Here is a 25,066-nt window from a genome sequence, read left to right as displayed (position 1 = left end):
CAGCATCTGGGCGCCCATGTTCTCGAACTTGTCCTTGAGTTCGATTTCCTTGGCGACGGTAACGCCGTCCTTGGTGATGCGCGGAGCGCCGAAGCTCTTGTCGATCACCACGTTGCGACCCTTGGGGCCCAGCGTGACCTTTACCGCGTTGGCGAGGATATCGACACCGGCGAGAATGCGTTCACGCGCATCGCGCGAAAAGCGTACTTCCTTGGCAGCCATTATTCAGTTCCTTTGAATTTTGATTTGATGGGGATGGATGTCGCTCAGCCGATGATGCCGAGGATATCGCTTTCCTTCATGATCAGCAGGTCTTCACCGTCGACCTTGACCTCGGTGCCGGACCACTTGCCGAACAGCACGCGGTCGCCGGCCTTGACGTCCATCGGGGTGATGGTGCCGTTTTCGGCGCGGGCGCCCGAACCGACGGAAACGACTTCGCCTTCAGCGGGCTTTTCCTTGGCGGCGTCGGGGATGATGATGCCGCCAGCCGTTTTTTCTTCGGCTTCGACGCGGCGGACCAGCACGCGATCGTGCAGGGGACGGAATGCCATTGCTTGAGTTCCTCTCGAAAAATTCACATGGGTTTGGCACTCGCCATGGGAGAGTGCCAGCGAGGCGCATATGGGTCGGGGTTCATCCAGCGTCAAGGTGGAGCGAGCCGAAAAAATTGTCTGCGCGCCGAAGCGAGATCAGGCCCGGACCAGTCCCAGCGCCTCGCGCCGCCACCAGCGCCAGGTGAGCAGGATCGCGACGACAACCAGCCCAGCCATCAGCCCGATCCACACGCCGATGCCGGCAAGCGGAGTCCACAGCCCCAGCCACGCGGCCACGACGAAGCCGACCAGCCAGTAGCCGGCGAGTGCGATGATCATCGGCCACTTGGTGTCCTGAAGTCCCCGCAAGGCACCGGACGCGACGGTCTGGATGCCGTCCGCCAGCTGGAAGGCCGCGGCGATGACAAGAAATTGCAGCGCGAAGGCGACCACGGCGGCATTCTCCGGCAAGTCCGGATCGACATAGGCCGAAATGATCAGGCGCGGCGCACCCAGCATCGCGGCAATCGCCACAACCTGCGCGATCAGGCAGACGCCGAACACGGCGATCCCGGCGCGCGCCACGCCTTGCCGGTCGCCCGCGCCGAAGTGATAACCGATGCGGATCGTTGCTGCCTGGCCGATGCCATAGGGGATCTGGAAAAAGGCGGCGGCGATCTGCAGCGCGATGGTGTGCGCGGCCAGCTGCGCTGCGCCGATGTTACCCATCAGGTAAGCCGCCGAACCGAACAGTCCGCCTTCGGCCATGATAGTCAGTGCGATCGGAATCCCGAGCCGCACCATGGTTTTCAGTCGCTTCCATTCAGGGCGCCAGAACCGGCCCCAGATATAGGTGCGGCGCATCCGCCGGTCGTGCTGGATAACCGCGAGATAGGCCAGCATGGTGATCACGGCGGTAATCAGGCTCGACAGCGCGGAGCCCGGCAGGCCCATCGCGGGAAATCCGAATTTGCCGAACACCAGCGCAAAGTTGCCAAGCACGTTGACGCCGATTGCCAGCGCTGTGATCAGCGTAGCGAAAATCGGCTTGCCCATGGTCGAGATAAAAGTCCGCAACACGTTGCCGACGATCATCGGGAACAGCGCAAAGCTCAGGATCGTCAGGAATTCCTGCGCCATGGCAGCGATCCGGGGGTCCTGACCGGTTGCCAGCATCAGCGGCAGGCCGAACTGGCAGACCACCATGCCCACCGCCGCGCAGAGAAAGCTGAGCCACAGCGCCATGCGAATCGTGCGGCGCACTTCGCGCACCGAATGGGTCTTGTGGCCAAGCTCGGCGGCGATCAGCGGGGCGGCGGCACCGGTCAGACCCAGCAGGCCCCAGTTGATCAGCATGAAGATCGACACGGCGAGGCTTGATGCGGCGAGCGCATCCTGCCCCAGCCGCGCAACGAAAATCACGTCACTGGCATAAACCGCCATCTGCAGCAGATTGGCGAGCGCCAGCGGCGCGGCAAGGCGCAGGGTCGCGCCAATCTCGGTGCGCAGGGGGGAAAGGGCGGCAGGCTCGCTCATCGGGCCGGCCCGGATAGAGGCTGATTGCAAAAAGGGAAAGCCGACAGGCGGATTTTGCCAGTGTCAGGGCGTTGACGGCGGCGGATTGGCAACGCATGGCGCAGATGTCCCGCCCATGAAGGAGCGTTTCGATGCGCCAGACTTTTGCCCCCGCCCTCCTGCTCATGCTGTCCGCCTGCGGTAGCGGTGGCGACAAGTCAGAAGCTCCGGCCGATCCTGCCGCGCAGACCGCCGCCGAGCCTGCCCCTGCGGCCAACACCGGACCCAGCCTCGCTTCGGCTCCGGCGGCATTTGGACAGTGCGCCACGTGCCACGCGATCAAGTCCGGCGTGAATGCAGTCGGACCCAGCCTGTTCGCAGTTTATGGCCGCAAGTCGGCGACTGGCCCGGACTATGCCTATTCCGAAGCGATGAAGGCATCGGGCCTGACCTGGGACGAAGCCACGCTCGACACCTATCTGACCGCGCCGATGAAGCACGTTCCCGGCACCAAGATGACCTTTGCGGGCATGGCCGATGCGGCCAAGCGCAAGGAAATCATCGAGTTCCTCAAGACTCTGAAGTAATCGGCCCCGGTGCTTCGCTCGCGGCGGCCTGGGTCGCGGCGGGGAAGCGCCATGCATAGACGCCGCCTGGCATGAACCGGCGGCTGCGGTTGCGTTCGCGCAGCGATGCCAGCCCGCCGCTCAGCGCCCGGGCGAGCCGGGGCGAAACCTCGGCCAGTGCGATCATGGCGAGCACGGAAAAGGTCGCCAACGGGCGGCTGAAGCTGACATTCCTGATCATCAGCCCCAGCAGGCGCGGCCGTGCGGGCTTGAGGATGGCGAGCACCGCAACCGAATAGAATGACATTGGCGGCAGCTTGCCATCGGCCATCGCCGGATATTGCCGGCTGACCTGCCGCAGCACGTCGCTTGGCTCTTCAAGCAGCCGCGCATTCTGGCCGGCAAAGCGCAATTGCAGTAGCGGGCTGTTGATCACCAGCATCTCGCCGAGCGGAGCGAGCCGCAGGTAGAGGTCGAGATCCTCGAAATATTCGGTGCCTTCGCGGTAGCCGCCGACCGCGTCGAAAGCTTCGCGCCGATACATGATGTTTGGATGGGCGAACGGCGGCGTGGACCCGCCGATGCGCCCGGGCTTCGCTTCACGCACGACCGCGCCGCTGCCGTCGATGATCTCGAAGGTTGAACCTACCAGCACGGCCCTTCGATGCGCTTCAAAGGCAGCGACTTGCAGCGCCAGGCGGTCAGGCCGGGACAAGTCATCCGCGTCCATCCGGGCGACCAGCGACGCGCGGGCCATGGCGGCGGCGGCATTGGAGCTGCCGACCGGGCCGAGCCGCTTTTCGCCGCGCCTGACGACGATGCGCGGATCGCGCGCTGCCCATTCCAGCGCGCGTTCCCACGATCCGTCCTGCGAGCAATCGTCATAGATGGCGAATTCGAAATCGGTCCGTGTCTGCGCAAGGATCGACTCCACGGCGGCGTCCAGAAAGACACCTGCGTTATGCACCGGCATGACAACGGAGACCCGCGGGGCTTGCGACGACATTTGCGCGCCTTATCAAAACGTGCCGCAGGAGCAACATCTGGTTGGCAGGTTGTCAGCTGGTGAATCAGGTGCCACAGCCCCCGCATGAGCGAAAACCGCCGCGCCCTTGGGCTTCAACCATGATGGAGACGCTGGATCGTTCACGCGGGTTTCTGCCGTCTGTTGGTGGGTTGTGGAGGCTGATGCGCCACGCGGGCCAAGCGCCGATGCGCAGTCTGCACCTTGCCATTGTGTTCAGCACGCTGGCCGCTGCCGGCGAGGTTGCCTCGCTCGCCTTGCTCAGCACAGGCGTGCACGCGCTGGCCGGTGGTGGCAGCGCGGCGGCGCAGGGGCTGGCGATGTTCCTGCTGGCTGCGCTGCTCGCCGCAATCCTGCGGCTGGTCGCCCAGCGCCAAACGGTCGCGGCGCAATACGCGGTGATCCAGGGCCTGTGCTTGCGCGCTTTTCGTGCGCTGCAAATGCAGCCTTATGCCGATTACGTACGCAAGGGCGCGTCGAGCGGGTTCGCCGCTTTCGAACACTTATCGCTGATATCGCATCAGGCCATCGTGCCGCTGATTGGCGGCATTGGTGCGTTCCTTGGCGTGGCATTGGTGGGGTTGGCCTTTGCCGTGCTCTATCCGCTGGCCGCCCTGCCGCTGGCGCTGCTGTTCGCGGCGCTGCTGGCCGAAAGCGCCTGGCGCGAGCGGCGCCTGCCGGGGGACGCCTTGTCGAGCGTATCGCGCAATCGCGCCGTGCTGCTGCACGAAGCTCGAACTGCCTTTCGCGACATCTTCCTGACCAACGGCCAGCACCGCATGGCTGCCGATTTCGCCGCACTTGAACAGCGCTTCCGGATTGATCAGGCGCGGGCGATCACCTCGGCACAATCCTCGCGCCATCAGGTCGAGATTGTCGGGCTGGGACTTGCGCTGGTGCTGGTTCTGGTCATGGCGCAGCTGCCGGGCGAAGGACGCCAGCTGGTGCCGCTGCTCGCGGTCACCGGCCTCGCCGCGCTGCGTATCCTGCCGCAAGTCGCGGCGCTGCGCTCGGCGCTGCGGCTGGTCGCGCTGCACGGCACGGTGACGCAGGACGTGCTCGGCCTGCTGGAAGGCGCCGCTCCTGAGCCGGCTGCGGCAGGGGCAACCGGGCGGAAAGTCGTGCTTGGTGCCGCGCTGGTCCTTGAAAGCATCGAGGTCCGCCGGGAAGGACGCGAACCCGTGCTCGCCGGGATCGATCTTTCGGTCCCCAAAGGCGCACGCATCGGCATTCGCGGCCATAGCGGCGCGGGCAAATCGACCCTGCTCGACGTGATCTGCGGGGCCACGGTGCCCGATGGCGGCCGCGTGCTGATCGATGGCCAGGTGCTCGCTCCCGAAGATGGCCCCGCCTGGCGCGAACGCATCGGCGTCGTTTCGCAGAACCCGATCCTGCTCGGCACGACTTTGCGCGAGGCAGTCGTCTTTCCGCAGCGGCCTGAGGAAGCAGACGCCGCGCGCTTCGACGATGCCGTGAAGCGCGCCGGCGTGCTGCGCATGGTCGAACGCTTCGCCGGCGGGCTCGATACGCCGATCGGCGAGGCAGTGTCGTTTCTCTCAGGCGGTGAACGGCAGCGGTTGGCGCTCGCCCACGCACTGTACCGGGCGCGTGACCTGCTGATCCTGGATGAAGCGACCGGCCAGCTTGATGCCGCCAGCGAGGCAGCGATCCTTGCCACGCTGCAGGATCTGCCACCGGACCTCGCGCTGATCGTCGTCAGCCACCGCGAAGAAGTGTTCGCCTGCTGCGAGCGGGTGCTGGAATTGTCCGGCGGGGTGTTGAGGTAGGGTTGAGTTTTCGTTGGGAGCGATGTCCTTGTCCGCCTGACGGCGGTGCGGAAAAGCCGTCCGGCTTTTCCTGCGGCATCAGCCCGCTCCCCCTCCCGGCCACCCATCGGCAGGATATTCTGGAATGGGTGGCCGGGAGGGGGAGCGGGCTGGTGCCGTAGGAAAAGCCGGATGGCTTTTCCGCACCGCCGTGAGGCGGACGAAAACGTTCCGTTCCGGCACAGTCCCGAATTGGCCTGTGCATCACCGCTCAGCGCAGTTGAATCGCGCGGATTCACGGGTCTATCGCAATTGGCGATGGAGAGACCCGCCAACATGAACCCGCGCATCATCGAAGCGCTCTATGGCGAGGGGCTTGTCCTGTCGGACGAAGTGCGCGCGATGTTCAGCTTTGCCGATCATGGCGACCGCAGCCCCGAGGACGAAGCGCGCATTGCCCTGTCGTGCGAAGCGCTGCGCACCACCACGCGAATGATGCACGCGGTGGCATGGCTGCTTAACCACCGCGCCTATTTTCGCGGCGAGATCAGCGAATTCCAGTTGCGGCGTTACGGAAAGCTGCAGTCCGATTTTCCCGCCGCCGATCCTGAGCGGCTGGCCCTGCTTTCACCCACGGTTTGCGAACTGATCGGCGCGACCGAGCGGTTCTATGCGCGGCTGTCCCGGCTCGACCGGGGCTGGCGCGATAATGTGCCGATGCAGGTGCCGGCGATCCGCCGCTTGCGTGACCGCCTAAGCGGCATGGTGGGATGACCTAAACCGCCAGCAGCGCTTTTTCCCAGGCCTTGATCCGCGCGGCGCGGGTCGCCTCGTTCATTGATGGCTGGAAGCGCTGCGTCTTGCCGCGCATGGCTGTCGCCGCTTCGCCGAGCGTAGCGAACAGGCCCGCGCCAAGGCCCGCGAGCATCGCCGCACCCAGCGCTGTCGTTTCGACCATGTCCGGACGCTCGACCTCCAGTCCCAGCAGGTCAGCCAGGTCCTGCGCCATCCAGTCATTCGCACTCATCCCGCCATCGATCCGCAGGTGCCGCCATGCCGCGCCGTCCGCGGCAAAAGCGCGGGCGAGGTCCTGCGTTTGCGCCGCCATTGCCTCCAAAGCAGCGCGGGCGATGTGCGCCTTGCGGGCGGTAAACGACAGCCCGGTGATCACCCCGCGCGCCTCGGGCTGCCAGTGCGGGGCGCCAAGTCCCGAGAGCGCCGGGACGATCACCACGCCCGCGCTGTCCTCGACCGAGCGGGCAAGCGCCTCGGTCTCGGCGGAACTCGAAATCAGCCCCAGGCCGTCACGCAGCCACTGGATCAGGCTGCCCGCGACGAAGACCGACCCTTCGAGCGCATAGGTCCGCTTGCCGCCCTGCTGCACCAGCACGGTGCCCAGCAGCCGGTGCGCCGATTTGGGCAGGCGCGGGCCCATGTTGGCGAGGACAAAAGCCCCGGTGCCATAGGTCGCCTTGACCTGTCCGGGGGCGAGGCAACCCTGGCCGATGGTTGCAGATTGCTGATCGCCAACCATGCTGGTCAGCGGGATGGCGCGCCCCAGCCATTCGGGCAGCGCCGTGCCGAGCGGACCCGCGCAGTCAGTCACTTCACCCAGCGCCGCGATCGGCACGCCGAACAAGTCGCACAGCCCCGCGTCCCATGCCGGCGCATCGAGCGGCAGCAGCGCGGTGCGGCTGGCATTGGTGGCGTCCGATATATGCAGGCCGCCAGTCAGCTTGAAAGCCAGCCACGTTTCCACTGTGCCCAGCGCGAGGGTTCCAGCAGCAGCAGCATCGCGCACTTCGGCCACGTTCTCGACCAGCCACGCGGCCTTGGTGGCGCTGAAATAGGGGTCGAGCAGCAGGCCGGTTTGCGACTGCACGTGCTCCTCAAGCCCGCGCAGTTTGAGTGCAGAACACCGATCCGCCGTCCGCCGGTCCTGCCATACCAGCGCGCGGTGGAGCGGCTCGCCGGTCACCTTGTCCCAAGCGACCACGGTCTCGCGCTGGTTGGTGATGCCGATGGCTGCGATCCGGTCCGCACCGCCGGCCGCTGCCACCGCTTCCCGCGCGCAGGCAAGGGTCTTGTCCCAGATCTCGCTTGCGTCATGTTCGACCCAGCCGGGTTGTGGGTAATATTGCGTCAGGTCCTGCTGCGCCGCGCTGACCACCGCGCCATCGGCGGCGAAGACGATTGCCCGCGTCGATGTCGTGCCCTCGTCCAGCACCAGAATCAAAGGATCGTCTGCCATTCCGCTCTCCCGGTAACAGCCTAGCCGCTCGACAGGCCCGCTGGGAATACGCATAGCGCGATCATGAACATCCCCGAGCGCCCTTGGCCTACCGGAACAAGCGAAGTGGTGGAACCGCTGGTGCGGCGCGTGCTCGCGCCCAATCCGTCGCCCTTCACCTTTACCGGAACGCAGACCTATATCGTCGGCGCCGGCGCGCGGGTCGCGGTGATCGATCCGGGGCCGGACGAGGAGCCGCACCTCGCGGCGCTGATGGCCGCGATTGGTGACGCCGAAGTCGCAGCGATCTGCTGCACGCACACGCACCGCGATCATTCTCCTGCCGCCGGGCCGCTGTCGCGTCTGACAGGAGCGCCGGTGATCGGCTGCGCGCCGCTGGCCTATGAGGATGACGGCCCCCGCGCCGATGCCGCCTTCGATACGAGCTATGCGCCGGACCGCGTGCTGCGCGATGGCGACAAGCTTTCCGGCCCTGACTGGACGCTGATCGCCGTCGCCACCCCCGGCCACACCTCGAACCACCTGTGCTTCGCGCTGGAGGAAAGTGGCGCGCTGTTTACCGGGGATCACGTGATGGGTTGGTCAACCTCGGTCGTTGCCCCGCCCGATGGTGACATGGCGGCCTATATGGCCAGCCTCGACAAGCTCTACGCCCGCGAGGACCGCGTCTATTATCCGGCGCACGGCCCGCAGGTGGACAAGACCCGCCAACTGGTGCGCGGCATGATCGGCCACCGCCGCCAGCGCGAACGCCAGATCCTGAAGCTGCTGGGCGAGGGCACGCACGAAATCACCGCCATGGTGCCGCGCATGTATAAGGGCGTCGATGAACGGCTGTGGCCGGCGGCGGGGCGCTCGGTGCTCGCTCACCTGATTGACCTTGAACAGCGCGGCAAGGTTTCGCGCGTGCATGAAAGCTGGTCGTTACTGGTCTGACCTTGTCGAAACGCTCTTGTTACCAGTGTTAAGTATTGTAACTTAGGACTGGGTGATAGGGGAGTTTTCTACATGGATTCAGCAGCGGTTCCGGCGATGGACAAAGTGGGCGATGCGGCATGGTTCCGCAGATTCACGACCATTCTGGCGGTGTTTATCGTCGCGTGCTTCGCGCTCAACGCCGTGCTCGGCCGCGCTGCCTATAGCTACACGCTGTTCTGGCCGCACGCGCACGCCTTGGTGATGATTTCGTGGCTGGCGCTGCACGTCTTTCAGGCGCGCCATGCCGCCGGGGGCGACCTTGCCCGTCATCGCCGGCTGGGCTGGATCGGCGCCTACCTTGCGGTCATTGTTGTCGGCTCGATGTCATTTTCAGGCGTAGCCGCCTTGCGCGGCGGCTATGTCCCGCCATTCTATTCGCCGGCCTATTTCCTTGCATTGACTCAGGTCGGCGCGGTCGTTTTCGGCGGGCTCGTCTTTGCCGCGATCACCCGCCGCAGCCAGACCGACTTTCACCGCCGCCTGATCACCGGCTCGCTCATCGCCATCGCCAGTCCGGCGCTGGGGCGCGTCCTGCCGATGCCGTTGATCGCGCCGTGGGGCGGTTGGCTGATCCTTGCCATCCAGCTGGGTCTGGTCGGCGTGATGGCGCTGCATGATCGCCGCACGATGGGCCGCATTCATCCCTCAACCGCCACGGTCGGGGGCATTCTGGCGATGACCGAAGTGCTGGTATCGCTCGCCGCCACCAACCGCATGGTGCAGGAACTCGCAGCTTCCATCGCCGGGGGATAGATTCAGGCGGCGTTAGTCCCTATCTGCCCTTTCGCACCACTCGCCCAAGGGACGCGCCACAATGACTGCCCAGCCGACCAACCTCACCGGCCTCGACATTCGCGCCGAGATCGACCGCCTGCGTAAAGAGCGCAATGCGGTGATCCTCGCGCACTATTACCAGAAGCCGGAAATCCAGGACCTTGCCGATTTCGTCGGCGACAGTCTGGAGCTGAGCCGCAAGGCCGCCGAATCGAGCGCCGATGTCATCGCCTTTTGCGGCGTGAAGTTCATGGCCGATACCGCCAAGATCCTCAGCCCGCAGAAGATCGTCGTCCTGCCCGACATGAACGCCGGGTGCAGCCTTGAAGACGCCTGCCCGCCCGACAAGTTCCGCGCTTTCCGCGCGGCGCATCCCGATCACATCGCGCTGACCTATATCAACTGCTCGACCGAGGTGAAGGCGCTGTCCGACGTCATCGTCACCAGTTCCAGCGCCGAGACGATCCTCGCGCAGATCCCCGCCGACCAGAAGATCATCTTCGGCCCCGACCGGCACCTTGGCGGCTATCTCAACCGCAAGTTCGGGCGCGACATGCTGCTCTGGCCGGGCGTCTGCATCGTCCACGAGGCGTTCAGCGAGACCGAATTGCTCAAGCTGAAGGCGCAGCACCCCGGAACGCCGGTTGCGGCGCACCCCGAATGCCCGCCGCACATCATCGACCACGCGGATTACGTCGGTTCGACCAGCGGCATCCTGCAATTCGCCAAGACTTTCCCGGGTGACAAACTGATTGTCGCGACCGAACCGCACATCATCCACCAGATGGAAAAGGCGCTGCCGGAGAAGACTTTCATCGGCGCCCCCGGTGCGGACGGCAACTGCAACTGCAACATCTGCCCCTATATGGCGCTCAACACGCTCGAGAAGCTCTACGTCGCGCTGCGTGACCTGCAGCCACGCATCGAGATCGAGGAAGGTCTGCGCCTGCGCGCCCGCAAGAGCCTTGACCGCATGCTCGAGATGGCAAGCGGGACCGTGGGTAAGGGGGATTTGGGGCGGGCCTGATGCCGGTCAGGTACAGCAGCTTCACCTAAACGCATCGTCATGCTGAACTTGTTTCAGCATCCACTTCGCCTCCAGCTCCGAAGCTCAGAGAATGTGGGGCGAGCTTTGACTTCGCTTCCCTGTTCCGCACGTGCGGCACGATGGATGCTGAAACGAGTTCAGCATGACGATTCAAATGAATGTGGTGTCGCAGGCTCAATCCCCGCCGCAATCTCCGCCATCGCTGGAATCGCAGGGCGAATCGCTGCCTGAAGTCGATCCGGCGTCGCCCGAGCCGTCAGCCGCGCGGTTCTTGGCGCGGGCGCTCTTGATGATCGGCGGGATCACGGCGATCAGCACGACGGCGAGGGCAATCCAGACAGCATAGCTCATCGTTTATTCCTCAGGGTTTAGGTGTTGGTACCGCCGTGGTCGCTGCGGCCGAAATCGGGGCGGGCGTCATCTTGCCCCAGTTCGATGATCGAGCGGCGGATGGCGCGGGTGTGGGTGAAGTGGTCGAACAGCTGGTCGCCGTCACCCACGCGGATCGCGCGTTGCAGGGCGGTGAGGTCTTCGCTGAAGCGTTGCAGCATTTCGAGCACCGCGTCCTTGTTGGTCAGGAACACGTCGCGCCACATGGTCGGATCGCTCGCGGCGATGCGGGTGAAATCGCGGAAGCCGCCGGCGGAATACTTGATCACTTCGCCCTGCGTCACGCCTTCGAGGTCCGAGGCCGTGCCGACGATGGTATAGGCGATGAGGTGCGGCAGGTGGCTGGTCACCGCCAGCACGAGATCGTGGTGTTGCGCCGTCATCAGTTCGACATTGGCGCCCAGCGCGGTCCAGAAATCGGACAGCGCCTTGACCTTGCCCGGGTCGGCGCCTTCGGGCGGGGTGATGATGCACCAGCGGTTGCGGAACAGCGCGGCAAAGCCTGCGTCTGGCCCGGAATGTTCCGTGCCGGCGACCGGGTGAGCGGGGATGATCGCCGCGCCGGGGAGCGCGTCGGCAAGCGCCTTGGCCACGCTTTCCTTTGACGAGCCGACATCGCTGACCAGCGCATCGGCGCGCAGCGAACCGGCAACTTCGGCGGCGGCGGCACCCATCGCGCCCACGGGGACGCAGAAGATCACGAGGTCCGCATCACGCACGGCATCGGCTGCTGTCTCGCTGATCGTGCCGGCAAGGCCGAGTTCGTGCGCCCGCGCCCGGGTGGCCGGGTCCGCGTCATAACCGGTGGTCGCCACGCCCGGCAGGTAATCCTGCACGGCCAGGCCGATCGATCCGCCGAGCAGGCCAAGGCCGATGATGGCAACGCGCTCGAAACTCATCGCGCGGCTTCCGCCATGTCGCGCAAGCCAGCGGCGATCTCGTCCATCTGCTCTGCCGTGCCGATGGTGATGCGCAGCCCCTGCGGCAGACCTTGTCCGGGCAGCCAGCGGGTGATGTAGCCGCGCTCCGCCAGCCCATTGTAGGCCATTTCGGCGGTGAGCTTGCCGGAAAACAGGATCAGCACGAAGTTCGCCTCGCTCGGCAGCGGGCGCAGGCCGTGGTTGCCCAGTGCCTCCAGCGCGGTGACGAAGCGGACGCGCTCGCGGGCGTTGTGGTCGCGGGTTGCGGTCACGAAATCGCGGTCACTCACGGCGGCAAGCGCCATGGCCTGCGCGGTGTTGGTAACGTTGAACGGACCACGGATGCGGTTGAGTGTATCGACGATGCCGGGCGCGCCGGTGCCCCAGCCCACGCGTTCGCCGGCAAGGCCGAAGATCTTCGAGAAGGTCCGCGTTACCAGCACGTTGCTGTGCGCCTCGGCCAGCGCAAAAGCGCCGTCGTCGTCCGCAGGCGCGACATATTCGGCATAGGCCTGATCGATCACCAGCAGCACATCGGCGGGCAGGCCAGCATGGAGCCGCGCCAGTTCGCCGGCGGGCAGGTAGGACCCGGTCGGGTTGTTCGGATTGGCGATGAATACTACCCGCGTGGCCGGGCTCACCAGTGCCAGCAACGCATCGACATCGGTGCCGTAATCGAGGTCGGGCGCGATCACCGGCGTCGCGCCGCAGCGTCTCGCGGCAATGTCGTAGACCGAGAAGCTGTAGCGCGGGAACAGCACTTCATCGCCCACCCCGGCATAGCCCTGTGCGGCAAGGTTGAGCAGCTCGTCCGAGCCGGTGCCCATGACGATCAGCGCCGGATCGATGCCGTGAACTTCGCCGATCGCCGCGCGCAGGGCCTTGCTGTCAGGATCGGGGTAACGGTGCGTCTCCGCTGCCTCGCTCCGGGCAGCCAGCGCGGCGGGGGACGTGCCCAGCGGGTTCTCGTTGGCGGAAAGCTTGATCAGCGGACGACCGTCCGCGCCCGTGCTCTTGCCGGGGACATAGGCATGGATCGCGGAGATCCAGCTTTTCGGGATCGGACCTTGGCTCATTTCGCGCGGGCCTTAGCACCGTGGCGCGCGATTGAAACCCCATTGACGCGCGTTGAGCCAGCCGGGCATTGACAGCCGGGGAGCAGGCTCTAGTCCGCAGGCCATGGCCAATGCCGCGCCCGTATCCGCCAGCACCGTGCTGGAATTGACCAAAGCCCTGCCGCTCGATTGCGGTCAGAGCCTCGAAGGCGTGCGCATTGCTTACGAGACTTATGGCAGCCTCAACGCGGCGGGTGATAACGCCGTGCTGATCTGCCACGCCACCACCGGCGACCAGTATCTGGCGAGCACGCATCCGATTACCGGCAAGCCCGGCTGGTGGGACCGCATGGTCGGCCCGGGCAAGGGCATCGATACCGACCGGTTCTATGTCATCTGCCCCAATGTGCTGGGGTCCTGCATGGGGACCAGCGGGCCTTCGAGCCTGGCGCCTGACGGCCAGCCGTGGGCAATGCGCTTCCCGGTCATCACCATCCGCGACATGGTCCGCGCGCATCTGGCGCTGCTCGATGCGCTGGGCGTGGGGCAATTGCATGCCGTGGTCGGCGGGTCGATGGGCGGGATGCAGGCGCTGAGCCTTGCCGCCAACTGGCCGGACCGCGCCCGGCGGGTCATGGCGATTGCCGCCACGGGCGAGATGCCGGCGCAGAACATCGCCTTTCAGGAAGTCGGCCGGCAGGCCGTGATGGCCGATCCCAACTGGCAGGGCGGTGCCTATTACAACACCGGCAAGGCCCCGGACGCCGGGCTGTCCGTCGCGCGGATGGCGGCGCACATCACCTATCTGTCGCAGGCCACCCTGTCGGAAAAGTTCGGTCGCCGTCTGCAGGACCGTGAGGCCAAGAGCTTTGGTTTCGACGCCGACTTTCAGGTGGAAAGCTATCTGCGCTATCAGGGTGAAAGCTTCACTGGCCGCTTCGATGCCAATTCGTACCTCTATATCACCCGCGCCATGTCGTACTTCGATCTGGCCGAGGAGTGCGCCAAGGGCGAGCATCGCTTGCTGGCGGACGCGTTTACGGACTGCAAGGCGCGCTTCTGCCTCGTCTCGTTCGACACCGACTGGCTCTACCCGACCATCGAATCGCGCAATCTCGCTCACGCGCTCAACGCGGCAGGTGCGCCGGTGAGCTTTGTCGAACTCGCCGCGCCGTTCGGGCATGACAGTTTCCTGCTCGAAGTGCCCGAACTTGACCGCGTTATTGCCGGGTTCCTCGATCAATGAGCAAGCTGCGCCCCGATCTGGCGATCATCGCCAGCAACGTCACGCCCGGCGCGCGGGTGCTCGATGTCGGCTGCGGCGATGGTGATCTGCTCGCCGTGCTGCGCGACGAGCGACAATGCGATGCGCGCGGCATGGAGATCGATTCGGCCTCGGTGGCCAATTGCGTGGCGCGCGGGCTGTCGGTGATTCAGGGCGATGCCGACAGCGATCTGGCGATCTATCCCGACCAGTCGTTTGACTATGCAATCCTCAGCCAGACGCTGCAGACCACGCATCGGCCCGATCAGGTGCTGGAACATCTGCTGCGCATCGGCGGCAAGGCCTTCGTCTCGTTCCCCAATTTCGCCCACTGGCGGGTGCGGCTTTCGCTGCTGTGGAATGGGCGCATGCCGGTGACGCGGCTGCTGCCGGTGGCGTGGTATGAAACGCCGAACATCCACCACGTCACCGTGGCAGACTTCCGCGATCTGGTGGCCGCGCGCGGGATCACGGTGGAGGAATCGTGGTACCTGTCAGGCGACAAGCTGTGCTCGCCCGCCATGGCCGCATTTCGCGCCGAACACGCGGTGTTCCTGATTTCGCGCCGCTAGGCCCATCAATTGCTAGGCTGCGTTCAGGTTTGGTTAGGCACATGAGCACGATGAACCGCATCCTTCTTGGCTCCGCCCTGTTGTTTTCCGCCCTGCCGGTTGCCGCCCAGACGCCGGCTGCCTCCCCCAGGCTTAACCTGGCGCAGGAAACCTCGCTGCGCTGCTCGGCGGCGTTCGGACTGATCGCCTATGACCAGAAGCGCGGCGCACCCGGAGCCAATGCCTTCCCGCCGCTGGGGGAGCGTGGGCGCGAATTCTTCGTGCGCACAACCGCACGGCTGATGGACGAAACTGGCGCCACGCGCGAGGCCGTGCAGGCCCTGCTCAAGGTTCGCGTCGATGAACTGCAGAGGGGCGCGATTGCTTCTGCTAATCCGCCGGAATTCGTCGGGCGCACGGTCCGCGCCTGCCTGCCGCTGCTCGACGCCGAAGTGCCTGCCACCGCCAAGCGCTGATTTATTTGACCGAATCCGTTCGTCGGACCGGGTTCGCCCCCGGTCGAGGCTCCCTGTCAATCGCCGCTCCCCCCGCTACCTGATCGCCCAGCGGGACGATTGGGAGAACCTTCATGGCGATACGCCATCTCACGTCCTGTGCGCTCATTTCATTGATCTTCGCCGCCCCGGCGCTGGCAGAGGAAGCCGGCGAGGCCGCGCCTGAGACGACCGAAGCGGTCGCATCCAAGCGCAGCTACACCGCCGCCGATTTCGCCCGCTTTGCCCCACGATCCGCGCTTGATATGCTGCGCCAGATCCCCGGCTTTTCGATTGCCGAGGCCGATCAGGGCTCGCGCGGGCTGGGGCAGGCTTCGGGCAACGTGCTGGTCAATTCGGAACGCCTGTCTTCCAAATCGGACGACATCTTCACCCAGCTTGGCCGCATCCCGGCAGGCAATGTCGTGCGGATCGATCTTGTCGACGCGGCAACGCTCAAGGTGCCGGGGCTGACCGGCGTGGTCGCCAATGTCATCTCGATGTCGGACAGTTTTTCCGGGCAGTTCAGCTGGAACCCGCAGGTCCGCGCGCATTACGCCCATCCCAGCTGGTACGATGGCTCGGTCTCGGTCACCGGCAAGCTGGGCGCGGCGGAATATTCGCTGAGCCTCGTCAACGATGCCAGTCGCGGTGCGGCGGGCGGGCCGACGATCATCCGCGATGCCGCCGGCAGCATCACCGAGCGCCGCGAAGATGTCTGGACCTATGACCGCGACGCGCCAAAACTCTCAGGCACGCTCAAGTTCCGCGGCCACGGCACATCGGTGGGCAATATCAACGCCTCCTACCAGCGCGTCTGGGAACGCTTTGACGAGGAAGGGCTGCGCACCCCGACCACCGGCACAGCGCGCACCCGGCTGGTCTCGTCCCGGCTCAGCGGCTGGAACCGCGAGTTCGGTGGCGATTTCGAATTCGCGCTCGGACCCGGCCGGCTCAAGCTGATCGGCCTCGACCGGGCGAGCCACGAACCATACTGGCAAAGCGTGATTTCCGTGCCGTCGACCGGTGCCGCCGCAACCGGCGACCGGTTCGAGCAGATCGGCGAGCGCGCCGAACATATCGCCCGCGCCGAATACAGCTGGAAGATGCTGGGCGGCAGCTGGCAGGCGGCGGGTGAGGCGGCGTTCAACCGGCTCGAGACCAGCGCCACGCTCGGCACGCTGAACGCGGGCGGCACGTTTGATATCGTGCCGTTCCCCGAGGCGGGCGGCGGGGTGAAGGAGGACCGTTACGAAGGTTCGCTCAGCTTCTCGCGCCCCTTGGCAAAGAACCTGACGCTGCAGGTGATCGGCGCGGTCGAGCGTTCGACGCTGGCGCAGACCGGGCCGGGAGGACTTGTGCGCAGCTTCGTGCGGCCAAAGGGCTCGCTGTCGCTGGCGTGGAAGCCGTCGAAGGACTTCGACATCAATATCAAGCTGCGGCGGCAGGTCGGCCAGCTGTCGTTCTACGATTTCCTCGCCCGCGTGTTCCTCGACAACGGCAATGCCAATACCGGCAACAACCAGCTGCGCCCCCGGCAGGACTGGACATTTGAGGGCGAGATCAACAAGGGCCTTGGCCCCTGGGGTTCGACCAAGCTGCACTGGATTGCCAAGGAAACGCAGGATTACGTCACGCTGATCCCCATCGGCGGCGGGGAATCAGTAGGCAACGTGCCGCGCGCGCGGGTGCGCTTCATCGAGAACGTCAGCACGATCAACCTCGACCCGCTGGGCTTCAAGGGCGCCAAGGTGAACTTTCAGGCCTTCTACCAGAACGCCTCCTACAAGGACCCGCTGGGCAGCGGCCGCATCCCGTTCAACGGCTATACCAAGCTGGGGATCGAGGCGAACCTGCGGCACGATATCCCCGGATCGCAAGTCGCCTGGGGGCTGGGGATCGGCCATTTCGAACAGTCGATGAGCTACCGGCTGACCGAATTTGGCCATGATTACGAAGGGCCGTTCTGGGGCTCGGCCTTTATCGAGCACAAGGACGTCATGGGGCTGACCATGCGGCTGCAGGCAAACAACCTGCTCGGCGCGCGCCAGCACTGGAACCGCACGGTGTTCACCGGCCCGCGCACCACCGCGCCGGTCGCCTTTACCGAGGAACGCAACCGGCAGATCGGGCCGATCTTCACGTTCCAGGTGAAGGGCAGCTTCTGAAGCTCAACACTCTGTCCCGCCTCCAGTGCGGTCAGCCGCGAATCTGCCCTCCATTCAGCCACCTGAAAGCGAGCGGCGCGTAATGTATCCGGCTACTTTGGTCCCAATTCAGGAGGTTCGGGATGATATCACGCATGTCGCTCGCCGCAGCGCTCGCAGTCGCAGCGCTGGTCCCCTCTTCCGCAATGGCGCGGCCTGCCAGCCATGGCGCCCGCCACGATTCGCGCGTCGCCGAACGGTTGACCGATCCGGTGGTTCAGGCGCGCGCCTCGGCCATGGCCGCGATCATGAGCGAGATGCTTCTCGACCTGCGCGTCGGGCCGCTCGCCCGCGCCGTGGGCGAATGGGGTGACCCGGACCTTCGCGATGTGCCCTATGACGCGCGGGTGCGCGACTTCGCCGGGCCTGACCTCCGAGAACTTCCCCGCGACATCGCCCGCGAAATGCCGCGCGCGATGGGCCAGATGGGCCGCACTGCCGGTGCGATCGAGGGCATGATCCCCGAATTCGAACGCATGGCTGACGAGATGCGCCGCGCCATCGACCGCGCGGACCGCCGTGCTGACCGCTATTCCGACCCCCGCGACTACTGATCTGGCTTTTGCACAGATAAAATAGCCCTGTTCCAGGCCTTATGGCTTGGAGCAGGGCGGTGCTTTGCGCCATTGGGGCAGGTCATGTGGCAGCTTTACCAATTTCCCCTGTGCCCCTTCAGCCGCAAGGTGCGCCTGCTCATGTCCGAAAAGGGCGTGGGCTATGAATTGTGGCGCGAAAATCCGTGGGAAGGGCGCGACGAGTTTCTCGGCCGCAACCCGGCGGGGCGCGTCCCGATGCTCCACGATCCGGACAAGAAGCTGACGCTGTGCGACAGCCGGGCAATCTGCGAATATTTTGAGGAAACCGCGGAAAAGCCGCAGATGATCCCCGGCAATGCTTCGGCCCGAGCCGAAGTGCGGCGGCTGGTGGCGCTGTTTGACGAGAATTTCTACGAGGACGTCTCAGGCCCGCTGCTGCTGGAAAAGATGAAGAAGCGCGTGATCCTGCGCCAGCCGCCAGACAGCCGCGCGCTGCGGCAAGCGATGAAGCTGGCGCATGAGCACCTGTACTATGTCGATTACCTGCTCGATCGCCGCCCGTGGATCGGCGGCGCGACGATGAGCCTGGCTGACATTGCCGCTGCCGCCCACGTTTCGGTGGCGGATTATCTCGGCGGCATCGACTGGGCCGGTCACGACCAGTCGCGCAGCTGGTACGCGGTGATGAAAAGCCGACCGAGCTTTCGCCCGCTGCTCGCCGAACGGCAAGACGGCATTCAGCCCCCCGAGCATTACGGGGATGTGGACGGGTAAGCTGGTCTTGCCGGGATGACGCCCGAGGCAGGCTTTACACGCTGGCCTTGCTGCCGAACCGGCCATGCTTGCGGTAGGACACCATCCAGCGGTCAAGGAACAGCGAGAGCGGGCGCGGTTCCACGCCCAGCGCCTTGATGCCAAGGCCGCTTGAGGCGATGTTCCCGGCCTTCAGCAGCTTCCACTGGTCGGTGCTGAGCGGCGCGCCCGGCATCCAGCCGGTGGCGGCGGCGATCAGGCCGGACACGGCATCGGGCAGCTCCGCAAACAGCGGCTTGCGGTGTTGCGCGGCGGCGATGCGCTGGTTGAGCTCGCCCATGGTGATCACGTCGGGACCGGCAAGGTCAAAGGTCTTGCCGCCAAAGGCCACCGGATTGGCCAGCGCATTGCCCACGGCCTCCGCCGCGTCGTCAACGAAGACCGGCTGCAACTTTGCCTCGGGTCCGAACACCGGCAGCACCGGCAGGCGCGAGATCAGGCCGGCGAACATGTTCACGAAATTGTCGTCCTGACCGAACAGGATAGACGGGCGCAGGATCGTCGCGGCGGGGAATTCGGCGCGGACGGCGGCCTCGCCTTCGGCCTTGGTCCGGGCATAGTCGACATCGCTCTCGGCATCGCAGCCCAGCGCGGAAATCTGGACGAAAGCGCCAACGCCGGCTTCGCGAGCGGCGCGGGCCAGGGCGGCGGGGGCGCGGACGTGGAGCGTATCGAGATCGCCCTTGAACGCGCCGACGAGGTTCACCACCCCGTCAGCCCCGGCGACGATTGCAGGCAGGACCGAACGGTCGGCAAGGTCAGCGCGGACGAACTGGATCTGGCCAAGGTTGGCGAGCGCCTTCAGTCGGTAAGCCTTCTTGGGCGTGCGGCACACCACCCGCAGGCGCGCGCCGCGCGAGAGCAGGTCCTGCGCCACGTGAGCGCCGAAAAAGCCGCTGCCGCCCACCAGCACCACCAGCTTGCCGTTCAGCTCGTTTCGCGAAGTCGTCATGTCGGTTCCGGACCTTAAGAATCTGATCGCGCCCCTTTGCCCCAAGCCGGCATTCTGGGCAACAGGGGAAGGCCCGCAGTTTGCGCTTGGCGCGAGAGGCATCCTCGCCGGTTTCGGGCCACTGGCTTTTGAGGTAGCAGCTATCCGAATGGAAACGTCCAAGTCCCGCAGCCGGGCCAAAGTCTATTTCGATGGCGGTTGCCGCCCCAACCCGGGAGCCATCGAGGCTGCGGTGGTGATCCGCGGCGTGACGTATCTGTTCGACGATCTGGGGCAAGGCACCAACAGCGATGCTGAGTGGCTGGCGCTGATCTGCGCGTTACGGCAGGCGCTGGCACTTGGTCTGGAAGACATTGTGCTGATCGGTGATGCCCGCGAAATCATCGACCACGCGGGCGAAGCCTTGCGCGCTGGCCAAGCCCCGCATGCCCATGCCGCCGCCGTGCTGGACCTTGCCAAACAGCTCTCCGGCGCGCGAATTCGCTGGATCAAACGCGGGCAAAATCTCGCCGGGATTGCCTTGGCCGCGCGGCACCCACGCTAGGGCCGCACTACCGTTAGCGCCCGTCCTTGGCCCGCGTCTGGCGGAATTCGGAATCCGTGCGCCACTTCGGCCAGCGCGCCGATGTGGCGAGATCGCGGCCCACGCGGTAGGCGAGCGCAACATCTTGCGCGGCGCTGCCGAAGTTCAGCGCCTCGCTCCATTGGTCACAGGTCTGGTGATAGCAGCGCATATAGCCATCGAGCCACGCCTGACCGGCGGTGCGGCCGCCGGTTGCGAGATCAGGAGCACCGCTGATCGCCATGAACAGCAGGGTCGGTACTCCGCGCTTGGCCAGCGGGAAGTGATCGGCGCGGTAGAACAGCCCGCGCTCGGGCAGAGCCTCGGGCGTGACCACGCGGCCCTGCCGGGCTGCCGCGGCGGCAAGATCGTCCTCAAGGCTGTTCTGGCCTTGGCCGACCAGCATCACATCGCGGGCCGGACCGCCGGTCTGCAAGATGTCGAGCGTGATATTGGCCACCGTGTCCGCCGCGCGGTAGACTGGCCGCGTCGCATAGGTTTCCGAGCCGAGCAGGCCGCGCTCCTCGGCGGTCCAGAAGGCGAAGACCACGCTGCGATCGGGCGCCTTGCTCCGCTTGAAGGCCCGCGCAACCTCGAGCAAGCCGGCCACGCCGAGCGCATCGTCGTTGGCCCCGGGCCGCACGGTGCGCCCCTGCGCATCGGGCGCGCCCTGGCCATAGGCATCCCAGTGGGCGCCGAACATGACCACTTCCTTGGGCCGCTTTTCCCCGTCGATCCTTGCGAGGACATTGCGGCTCATCAGTGCCTCGTGCGTCACGGGAAGGTCCGCTGATAGCGCGATGCCCAGTTCGACCGGGCGGAAATTGGCCGACCGCGCCTTAACGCGCTGGGCGGCAAGATCGAGGCCGGCGGCGGCGAACAACCGGCTGGCGGCATCGCCTTCCAGCCAGCCCTGCAGGGCCACCCGGTTCGGCGCGCCGGCAACGTCATAGTTCTCCCCGCCGGGCGCGGTAACGGTACTCCAGCCATAGCCCGCACCGGGGGTGTCGTGGACGATCAGCGCGGCAATCGCGCCGCGCCGCGCGGCTTCCTCGAACTTGTAGGTCCAGCGCCCGTAATAGGTCATCCGCCGTGCGCCGAATTTCCCCGCGACCGGCTCGCCTGCCTTGGCCTCGAAGTCCGGGTCGTTGATCAGGAACACGGCGACCTTGCCCTTGAGGTCGACGCCCTTGAAATCGTCCCAGCCGCGTTCTGGGGAGGTGACGCCGTAGCCGACGAAGACCAGCGGGGCCGAGGCAATGCGCACCTGGTCGACCGGGCGCACCGTGCTGAGGTAAATGTCGCGCTTCTGGACGAGGGCGATGGTTTGCGATCCACCATTGGCAGTGATCGTCCCGCTGCCAAGCTGGGTGCGGACCAGCGGGACGGGCTGGGTCCACGCGCCGTCCGGGCCGCCGGGCTGCAGGCCGATCGCTTTCAGCCGTCTGACCAGCCAGTCGATGGTCTTGTCCTCTCCCGCCGTACCCGGCGCACGGCCGGCAAAGGCATCCGATGCCAGCGCCCGCACATCATCAGACAAGCGCTGCGGGGAAATCGCATCCACTTCGGCGCGCGGTGGTTTCGCGGCGGCACCGGCAAGCGGCATCAGGGCAAATGCGAGGGTGAAAAGCGTCAGGAGAGGTCTGGTCATTCCTGCTGTCTAGCCCATCGCGCCTGCCAAGCCATCCCCCGCTTGTGCTTGGCCAGAGGCCAGCTTCAGACCTGTTGGAAAGGCGGTGTTTCTGCCACTATGCAGGCCGCAAGTTCAAAACCACGAATGGCACTGGCTTGACGAAGTGAACGTTATCATTTAGGTGAACGTTCACAACAAGCATGACGAGCGCGCAATCGCGCCGTTTTCTGGGGGAGAATCGTTGATGAAGGCCTTCCGCAATCCGATGATCGCACGCTTCCTTATCGGTACGTCGATTGTTGCGCTTGGCACTGCCGCCCAGCCTGCGATGGCGCAAAGCGCCGATGCCGAAGCCGAGCCGGACGCCATCGTCGTCACCGGCATCCGCGCCAGCCTTGCCAAATCGCTCGAAATCAAGCGCGACGGCCAGGGCGTGGTCGATGCCATTTCGGCCGAGGATATCGGCAAATTCCCAGATACCAACCTCGCCGAATCGCTGCAGCGCATCACCGGCGTGTCGATCGACCGCAACAGCGGTGAAGGCTCGACCGTGACGGTTCGCGGCTTTGGTCCCGATTTCAACCTTGTCCTGCTCAATGGTCGCCAGATGCCCGCTTCCAGCCTTGGCGGCAGCAGCGGCGCTCCGGCATCGCGCAGCTTCGACTTCGGCAACCTGGCTTCCGAAGGCATCGCCGGCGTCGAAGTCTACAAGTCGGGCCGCGCCACCCTGGCCACCGGCGGCATCGGCTCGGTGATCAACATCAAGACCGCGCGCCCGCTCGATCGCAATGGCTTCACCGGCAGCATCGGCGTGAAGGGCGTCTATGACACCTCACGCTTCGAAGGCAGCAAGATTGCGCCGGAAGTCTCGGGCATCATCAGCGATACCTTTGCCGACGGCCGCATTGGCGTGCTGGTCAGCGGTTCGTACCAGCGCCGCAAGGGCAGCCAGGCGCAGTTCAACGCCGGCTGGCGCGAAGGCTACCTCGGCAACGAAAACAACTGGGGTTCGCTGCCGGTTGACGCCAACGACTGGCGCGGCAACTTTGCCCAGACGCAGAACCGCCCGGGGCCGAATACGGTCTATCAGGTCACCCAGAACGCCGGTTACGACTTCACCAGCTTTGATCGCGAGCGGATCAACGGCCAGGCCGTGCTGCAGGTCAAGCCGACCGATACGCTGACCGCGACGATCGACTACACCTTCTCGCAGAACACCATCGACGCGCGGACCAACTCTATTGGCGTGTGGTTCAACCACGACCAGACCAGCAGCAGCTGGACCGATGGCCCCGCCGCCGGCCCCAATTTCTATGCCGAGAACTTCGGCCCGGGCAAGGATCTCGCCATTACCGGCGCGGTTGCGGCCAACCGTTCGGTCAACCGCTCTATCGGCGGCAACCTCAAGTGGGACGGCCCCGGCGGCCTGCGGCTTGAGCTTGATGGCCACCACTCGACCGCCGAAAGCAAGCCGACCCTGCCCTATGGCAGCGGCATTGCCGTGGGCAGCGCGATCTTTGGCGTGAAGTCGCAGAAGGTCGATTTCACCACTGACATGCCGGTGATCTCGGTAACGATGTATCCGGGTTCGGAAATCAACGCGGCCAACATCCGCCCGGCCGGCAACGCTTTCCGCAACGCCTATATGCGCGACGAACTCAACGAGTTCTCGCTGCGCGGCGGCTATGATTTCGACGCCTCGTTCATCGATAGCCTCGACTTCGGCGTGACCTATACCGACAACGAAGTCCGCTCGGCCTTCGGTGTCATCCAGAACGATACCTGGGGCGGCACGCTGACAGCGGCGAACACGCCTGACAGCCTCTATTCGCCCACGGACCTGCCCAACGACCTCAAGGGCATGATCGGATCGAACGGCGCAGGCATCATCCCGACCTATTTCAAGGTCGATACGGTGGCCCTGATCAAGCTGCTCGATTCCCAGCTCGGCATCTGCGCCTCGTCGCAGGCGGCGGGCACCTGCCTTGCCAAGTTCACCGCCGACCGCACGGTCAAGGAAAAGACCTGGGCGCCCTATATCCAGAGCTCGCACACCTTCGATCTGTTCACCAACCCGGCGCATCTGCGGATGGGTCTGCGTTATGAAAACACCAGGATCGATTCATCGGCGCTGGTCCCGATCCCCAACCGCACGGTCTGGACCGGCGGCAACGAAACCGCGATCATCTATGGCGCGGCATCGGCCACCGCATCGCTAAAGGGCAAGTACGAGAACTGGCTGCCGGCGTTCGACTTCGACATGTCGCCGGTTGGAAACATCAAGCTGCGCGCATCCTACAGCCACACCATTACCCGGCCCGACTATGGCTCGCTGCAAGGCGGCACGACGCTGGATTCGCCGATCCGCATCGGAGGCAGCACCGGCGCCAGCGGCAATCCCGGCCTGCTGCCCTACAAGTCGAAGAACATCGATCTCTCGGCAGAGTGGTACTACAGCAATGACAGCTACATTTCGGCCGGGTTCTTCCACAAGAAGGTCCGCAACTTCATCAGCCAGACGCAGGTCAACCAGCCCGCATTCGGCCTGACGAACGCCGCCGCTGGCCCGCATGCGACCGAAGCCCGAACTGCCTTGGGTTCGGGCGCCTCGGCGGCGCAGATCGTTGCCTATATCGCCGCCAAGTATCCTTCGACCTATGATGCGGCCAATGGCGGCATCATCGGCACCTCGGGCGATCCGCTGGTCAACTTCATCATCACCCAGCCGACCAACAGCGCCCAGCAAGCCAAGCTGTGGGGCTGGGAGTTCGCGATCCAGCACCGCTTCTGGGAAACCGGCTTCGGGGCGATCCTGAACTACACGATCGTCAAGAGCGATACGAAGTTCGACAATGCCCTGCGCTACACCGTGCCGCAATTCGCGGTGAACGGGGTCAGCGACAGCGCCAATGCCGTGCTCTATTATGACAAGAACGGCCTGCAGGCCCGTATCGCCTACAACTGGCGCGACGGCTTCCTGTCCGGCTATGGCTTCGATCCTTACTATGTGAAGCCCTATGGCCAGTTCGACGTCAGCATGAGCTATGAACTGCGCAAGGGCCTGACCGTCTTTGCCGAAGGGATCAACATCACCAACGCCGATCGCCGCGGCCATATGCGCAACGACCAGACCGTGTTCTTCTCGGCCCCCGGTTATGCGCGCTATGCAGCGGGCGCACGGTTCTCGTTCTGATGTGACGCCATTGTCTCCTCCCTGAGACACCTTGAGCC

The 25,066-nt window shown here is 65.3% G+C and carries 24 protein-coding genes; 14 read left to right on the top strand and 10 right to left on the bottom strand.

The window, feature by feature from the left end; all coding sequences use genetic code 11:
• The 3 genes from RMO89_RS09730 to RMO89_RS09720 all read right to left on the bottom strand — a co-directional run.
• The coding region (locus RMO89_RS09730) for a TCP-1/cpn60 chaperonin family protein (protein ID WP_310532803.1) at nt 1-222 on the bottom strand (222 nt) is incomplete at its 3' end.
• 44 nt (nt 223-266) lie between these two features.
• Nucleotides 267-554 (bottom strand): co-chaperone GroES, encoded by a 288-nt coding sequence (gene groES, locus RMO89_RS09725; protein ID WP_310532802.1) that lies wholly within the window; start codon nt 552-554, stop codon nt 267-269.
• A 138-nt stretch (nt 555-692) separates the two neighbouring features.
• The gene (locus RMO89_RS09720) at nt 693-2,072 is read right to left on the bottom strand and encodes an MATE family efflux transporter (RefSeq protein ID WP_310532800.1); all 1,380 of its coding nucleotides are present in this window, start codon (nt 2,070-2,072) and stop codon (nt 693-695) included.
• 131 nt (nt 2,073-2,203) lie between these two features.
• Here RMO89_RS09720 and RMO89_RS09715 point away from each other — a divergent pair, with 131 nt between their 5' ends.
• Complete coding sequence (locus RMO89_RS09715; protein ID WP_310532799.1) at nt 2,204-2,638, top strand: c-type cytochrome; 435 nt, start codon at nt 2,204-2,206, stop codon at nt 2,636-2,638.
• Here RMO89_RS09715 and RMO89_RS09710 read toward each other — a convergent pair.
• Nucleotides 2,622-3,623 (bottom strand): glycosyltransferase family A protein, encoded by a 1,002-nt coding sequence (locus RMO89_RS09710; RefSeq protein WP_310532797.1) that lies wholly within the window; start codon nt 3,621-3,623, stop codon nt 2,622-2,624. The genes RMO89_RS09715 and RMO89_RS09710 overlap by 17 nt on opposite strands.
• Before the next feature lie 206 nt (nt 3,624-3,829).
• On the opposite strand from RMO89_RS09710, the gene RMO89_RS09705 reads away from it, so the two are divergent.
• Together RMO89_RS09705 and RMO89_RS09700 are read left to right on the top strand one after the other, a co-directional pair.
• Nucleotides 3,830-5,428, top strand: a complete 1,599-nt coding sequence (locus RMO89_RS09705; RefSeq protein ID WP_310532796.1) for an ATP-binding cassette domain-containing protein — start codon at nt 3,830-3,832, stop codon at nt 5,426-5,428.
• Between the two features lie 297 nt (nt 5,429-5,725).
• Nucleotides 5,726-6,181, top strand: coding sequence for a DUF1465 family protein (locus RMO89_RS09700; RefSeq protein WP_310532795.1), 456 nt, complete (start codon nt 5,726-5,728; stop codon nt 6,179-6,181).
• 1 nt (nt 6,182) lies between these two features.
• On the opposite strand, the gene glpK is transcribed toward RMO89_RS09700, so the two are convergent.
• Nucleotides 6,183-7,658 (bottom strand): glycerol kinase GlpK, encoded by a 1,476-nt coding sequence (gene glpK / locus RMO89_RS09695; RefSeq protein WP_310532794.1) that lies wholly within the window; start codon nt 7,656-7,658, stop codon nt 6,183-6,185.
• A 63-nt stretch (nt 7,659-7,721) separates the two neighbouring features.
• Between glpK and RMO89_RS09690 the strand changes: the two genes are divergently transcribed.
• From RMO89_RS09690 to nadA, 3 genes are all read left to right on the top strand, one after another.
• On the top strand, nt 7,722-8,594 hold the full coding sequence (locus tag RMO89_RS09690) for an MBL fold metallo-hydrolase (protein ID WP_310532793.1): 873 nt from the start codon (nt 7,722-7,724) through the stop codon (nt 8,592-8,594).
• Nucleotides 8,595-8,666: 72 nt separating this feature from the next.
• Complete coding sequence (locus tag RMO89_RS09685) at nt 8,667-9,389, top strand: adenylate cyclase (RefSeq protein ID WP_310532791.1); 723 nt, start codon at nt 8,667-8,669, stop codon at nt 9,387-9,389.
• Between the two features lie 61 nt (nt 9,390-9,450).
• Entirely contained in the window at nt 9,451-10,437 is a 987-nt protein-coding gene (gene nadA, locus RMO89_RS09680) for a quinolinate synthase NadA (protein ID WP_310532790.1), read from the top strand.
• A gap of 195 nt (nt 10,438-10,632) precedes the next feature.
• On the opposite strand, the gene RMO89_RS09675 is transcribed toward nadA, so the two are convergent.
• Genes RMO89_RS09675 through hisC form a run of 3 tightly spaced genes read right to left on the bottom strand, consistent with a single transcriptional unit; the run spans nt 10,633 to nt 12,844 of the window.
• Nucleotides 10,633-10,809 carry a hypothetical protein gene (locus RMO89_RS09675; protein ID WP_310532789.1) on the bottom strand — a complete coding sequence of 59 codons (177 nt, stop codon included), beginning with the start codon at nt 10,807-10,809 and terminating at the stop codon, nt 10,633-10,635.
• Nucleotides 10,810-10,826: 17 nt separating this feature from the next.
• Nucleotides 10,827-11,747, bottom strand: coding sequence for a prephenate/arogenate dehydrogenase family protein (locus RMO89_RS09670; RefSeq protein WP_310532788.1), 921 nt, complete (start codon nt 11,745-11,747; stop codon nt 10,827-10,829).
• Entirely contained in the window at nt 11,744-12,844 is a 1,101-nt protein-coding gene (hisC, locus tag RMO89_RS09665; protein WP_310532786.1) for a histidinol-phosphate transaminase, read from the bottom strand. Before hisC ends, RMO89_RS09670 begins: the two co-directional genes overlap by 4 nt.
• Before the next feature lie 103 nt (nt 12,845-12,947).
• Between hisC and RMO89_RS09660 the strand changes: the two genes are divergently transcribed.
• The 6 genes from RMO89_RS09660 to RMO89_RS09635 all read left to right on the top strand — a co-directional run bounded on the left by RMO89_RS09660 (nt 12,948) and on the right by RMO89_RS09635 (nt 18,649).
• Complete coding sequence (locus RMO89_RS09660; RefSeq protein WP_310532785.1) at nt 12,948-14,069, top strand: homoserine O-acetyltransferase; 1,122 nt, start codon at nt 12,948-12,950, stop codon at nt 14,067-14,069.
• Nucleotides 14,066-14,659, top strand: a complete 594-nt coding sequence (gene metW, locus RMO89_RS09655) for a methionine biosynthesis protein MetW (protein WP_310532783.1) — start codon at nt 14,066-14,068, stop codon at nt 14,657-14,659. Before RMO89_RS09660 ends, metW begins: the two co-directional genes overlap by 4 nt.
• Nucleotides 14,660-14,709: 50 nt before the next feature.
• Entirely contained in the window at nt 14,710-15,114 is a 405-nt protein-coding gene (locus RMO89_RS09650) for a hypothetical protein (RefSeq protein WP_310532782.1), read from the top strand.
• A 113-nt stretch (nt 15,115-15,227) separates the two neighbouring features.
• Complete coding sequence (locus RMO89_RS09645) at nt 15,228-17,300, top strand: TonB-dependent receptor (RefSeq protein ID WP_310532781.1); 2,073 nt, start codon at nt 15,228-15,230, stop codon at nt 17,298-17,300.
• A 122-nt stretch (nt 17,301-17,422) separates the two neighbouring features.
• Nucleotides 17,423-17,893, top strand: coding sequence for a hypothetical protein (locus tag RMO89_RS09640; RefSeq protein WP_310532780.1), 471 nt, complete (start codon nt 17,423-17,425; stop codon nt 17,891-17,893).
• An 84-nt stretch (nt 17,894-17,977) separates the two neighbouring features.
• Nucleotides 17,978-18,649: a glutathione S-transferase family protein gene (locus tag RMO89_RS09635; RefSeq protein ID WP_310532779.1), complete on the top strand. Its 672-nt coding sequence runs from the start codon at nt 17,978-17,980 to the stop codon at nt 18,647-18,649.
• 34 nt (nt 18,650-18,683) lie between these two features.
• Here the strand turns inward: RMO89_RS09635 and RMO89_RS09630 are convergent, their stop codons facing one another.
• Entirely contained in the window at nt 18,684-19,640 is a 957-nt protein-coding gene (locus tag RMO89_RS09630) for a complex I NDUFA9 subunit family protein (RefSeq protein WP_310532778.1), read from the bottom strand.
• Between the two features lie 148 nt (nt 19,641-19,788).
• Between RMO89_RS09630 and RMO89_RS09625 the strand changes: the two genes are divergently transcribed.
• Nucleotides 19,789-20,184, top strand: coding sequence for a reverse transcriptase-like protein (locus RMO89_RS09625; RefSeq protein ID WP_310532777.1), 396 nt, complete (start codon nt 19,789-19,791; stop codon nt 20,182-20,184).
• A gap of 13 nt (nt 20,185-20,197) precedes the next feature.
• On the opposite strand, the gene RMO89_RS09620 is transcribed toward RMO89_RS09625, so the two are convergent.
• Nucleotides 20,198-21,853, bottom strand: a complete 1,656-nt coding sequence (locus RMO89_RS09620) for a M28 family metallopeptidase (RefSeq protein WP_409035533.1) — start codon at nt 21,851-21,853, stop codon at nt 20,198-20,200.
• Nucleotides 21,854-22,079: 226 nt separating this feature from the next.
• Here RMO89_RS09620 and RMO89_RS09615 point away from each other — a divergent pair, with 226 nt between their 5' ends.
• Entirely contained in the window at nt 22,080-25,028 is a 2,949-nt protein-coding gene (locus tag RMO89_RS09615; RefSeq protein WP_409035534.1) for a TonB-dependent receptor, read from the top strand.
• Nucleotides 25,029-25,066: the final 38 nt, after the last annotated feature.

The sequence above is a fragment of the Novosphingobium sp. genome (assembly GCF_031424035.1).
Lineage (GTDB): Bacteria > Pseudomonadota > Alphaproteobacteria > Sphingomonadales > Sphingomonadaceae > Novosphingobium.
This window is presented reverse-complemented; position numbering and strand designations above follow the sequence as displayed.

Coding starts and splice junctions, on each gene's coding strand:
- RMO89_RS09700 (WP_310532795.1), top strand. CDS start 5,726: ATGGAGAGACCCGCCAACATGAACCCGCGCATCATCGAAGCGCTCTAT.
- RMO89_RS09675 (WP_310532789.1), bottom strand. CDS start 10,809: ATGAGCTATGCTGTCTGGATTGCCCTCGCCGTCGTGCTGATCGCCGTG.
- RMO89_RS09620 (WP_409035533.1), bottom strand. CDS start 21,853: ATGACCAGACCTCTCCTGACGCTTTTCACCCTCGCATTTGCCCTGATG.
- RMO89_RS09715 (WP_310532799.1), top strand. CDS start 2,204: ATGCGCCAGACTTTTGCCCCCGCCCTCCTGCTCATGCTGTCCGCCTGC.
- hisC (WP_310532786.1), bottom strand. CDS start 12,844: ATGAGCCAAGGTCCGATCCCGAAAAGCTGGATCTCCGCGATCCATGCC.
- RMO89_RS09640 (WP_310532780.1), top strand. CDS start 17,423: ATGATATCACGCATGTCGCTCGCCGCAGCGCTCGCAGTCGCAGCGCTG.
- RMO89_RS09650 (WP_310532782.1), top strand. CDS start 14,710: ATGAACCGCATCCTTCTTGGCTCCGCCCTGTTGTTTTCCGCCCTGCCG.
- glpK (WP_310532794.1), bottom strand. CDS start 7,658: ATGGCAGACGATCCTTTGATTCTGGTGCTGGACGAGGGCACGACATCG.
- RMO89_RS09670 (WP_310532788.1), bottom strand. CDS start 11,747: ATGAGTTTCGAGCGCGTTGCCATCATCGGCCTTGGCCTGCTCGGCGGA.
- groES (WP_310532802.1), bottom strand. CDS start 554: ATGGCATTCCGTCCCCTGCACGATCGCGTGCTGGTCCGCCGCGTCGAA.
- RMO89_RS09685 (WP_310532791.1), top strand. CDS start 8,667: ATGGATTCAGCAGCGGTTCCGGCGATGGACAAAGTGGGCGATGCGGCA.
- RMO89_RS09630 (WP_310532778.1), bottom strand. CDS start 19,640: ATGACGACTTCGCGAAACGAGCTGAACGGCAAGCTGGTGGTGCTGGTG.
- RMO89_RS09710 (WP_310532797.1), bottom strand. CDS start 3,623: ATGTCGTCGCAAGCCCCGCGGGTCTCCGTTGTCATGCCGGTGCATAAC.
- RMO89_RS09645 (WP_310532781.1), top strand. CDS start 15,228: ATGGCGATACGCCATCTCACGTCCTGTGCGCTCATTTCATTGATCTTC.
- RMO89_RS09660 (WP_310532785.1), top strand. CDS start 12,948: ATGGCCAATGCCGCGCCCGTATCCGCCAGCACCGTGCTGGAATTGACC.
- RMO89_RS09635 (WP_310532779.1), top strand. CDS start 17,978: ATGTGGCAGCTTTACCAATTTCCCCTGTGCCCCTTCAGCCGCAAGGTG.
- nadA (WP_310532790.1), top strand. CDS start 9,451: ATGACTGCCCAGCCGACCAACCTCACCGGCCTCGACATTCGCGCCGAG.
- RMO89_RS09625 (WP_310532777.1), top strand. CDS start 19,789: ATGGAAACGTCCAAGTCCCGCAGCCGGGCCAAAGTCTATTTCGATGGC.
- metW (WP_310532783.1), top strand. CDS start 14,066: ATGAGCAAGCTGCGCCCCGATCTGGCGATCATCGCCAGCAACGTCACG.
- RMO89_RS09690 (WP_310532793.1), top strand. CDS start 7,722: ATGAACATCCCCGAGCGCCCTTGGCCTACCGGAACAAGCGAAGTGGTG.
- RMO89_RS09705 (WP_310532796.1), top strand. CDS start 3,830: ATGCGCAGTCTGCACCTTGCCATTGTGTTCAGCACGCTGGCCGCTGCC.
- RMO89_RS09615 (WP_409035534.1), top strand. CDS start 22,080: ATGAAGGCCTTCCGCAATCCGATGATCGCACGCTTCCTTATCGGTACG.
- RMO89_RS09720 (WP_310532800.1), bottom strand. CDS start 2,072: ATGAGCGAGCCTGCCGCCCTTTCCCCCCTGCGCACCGAGATTGGCGCG.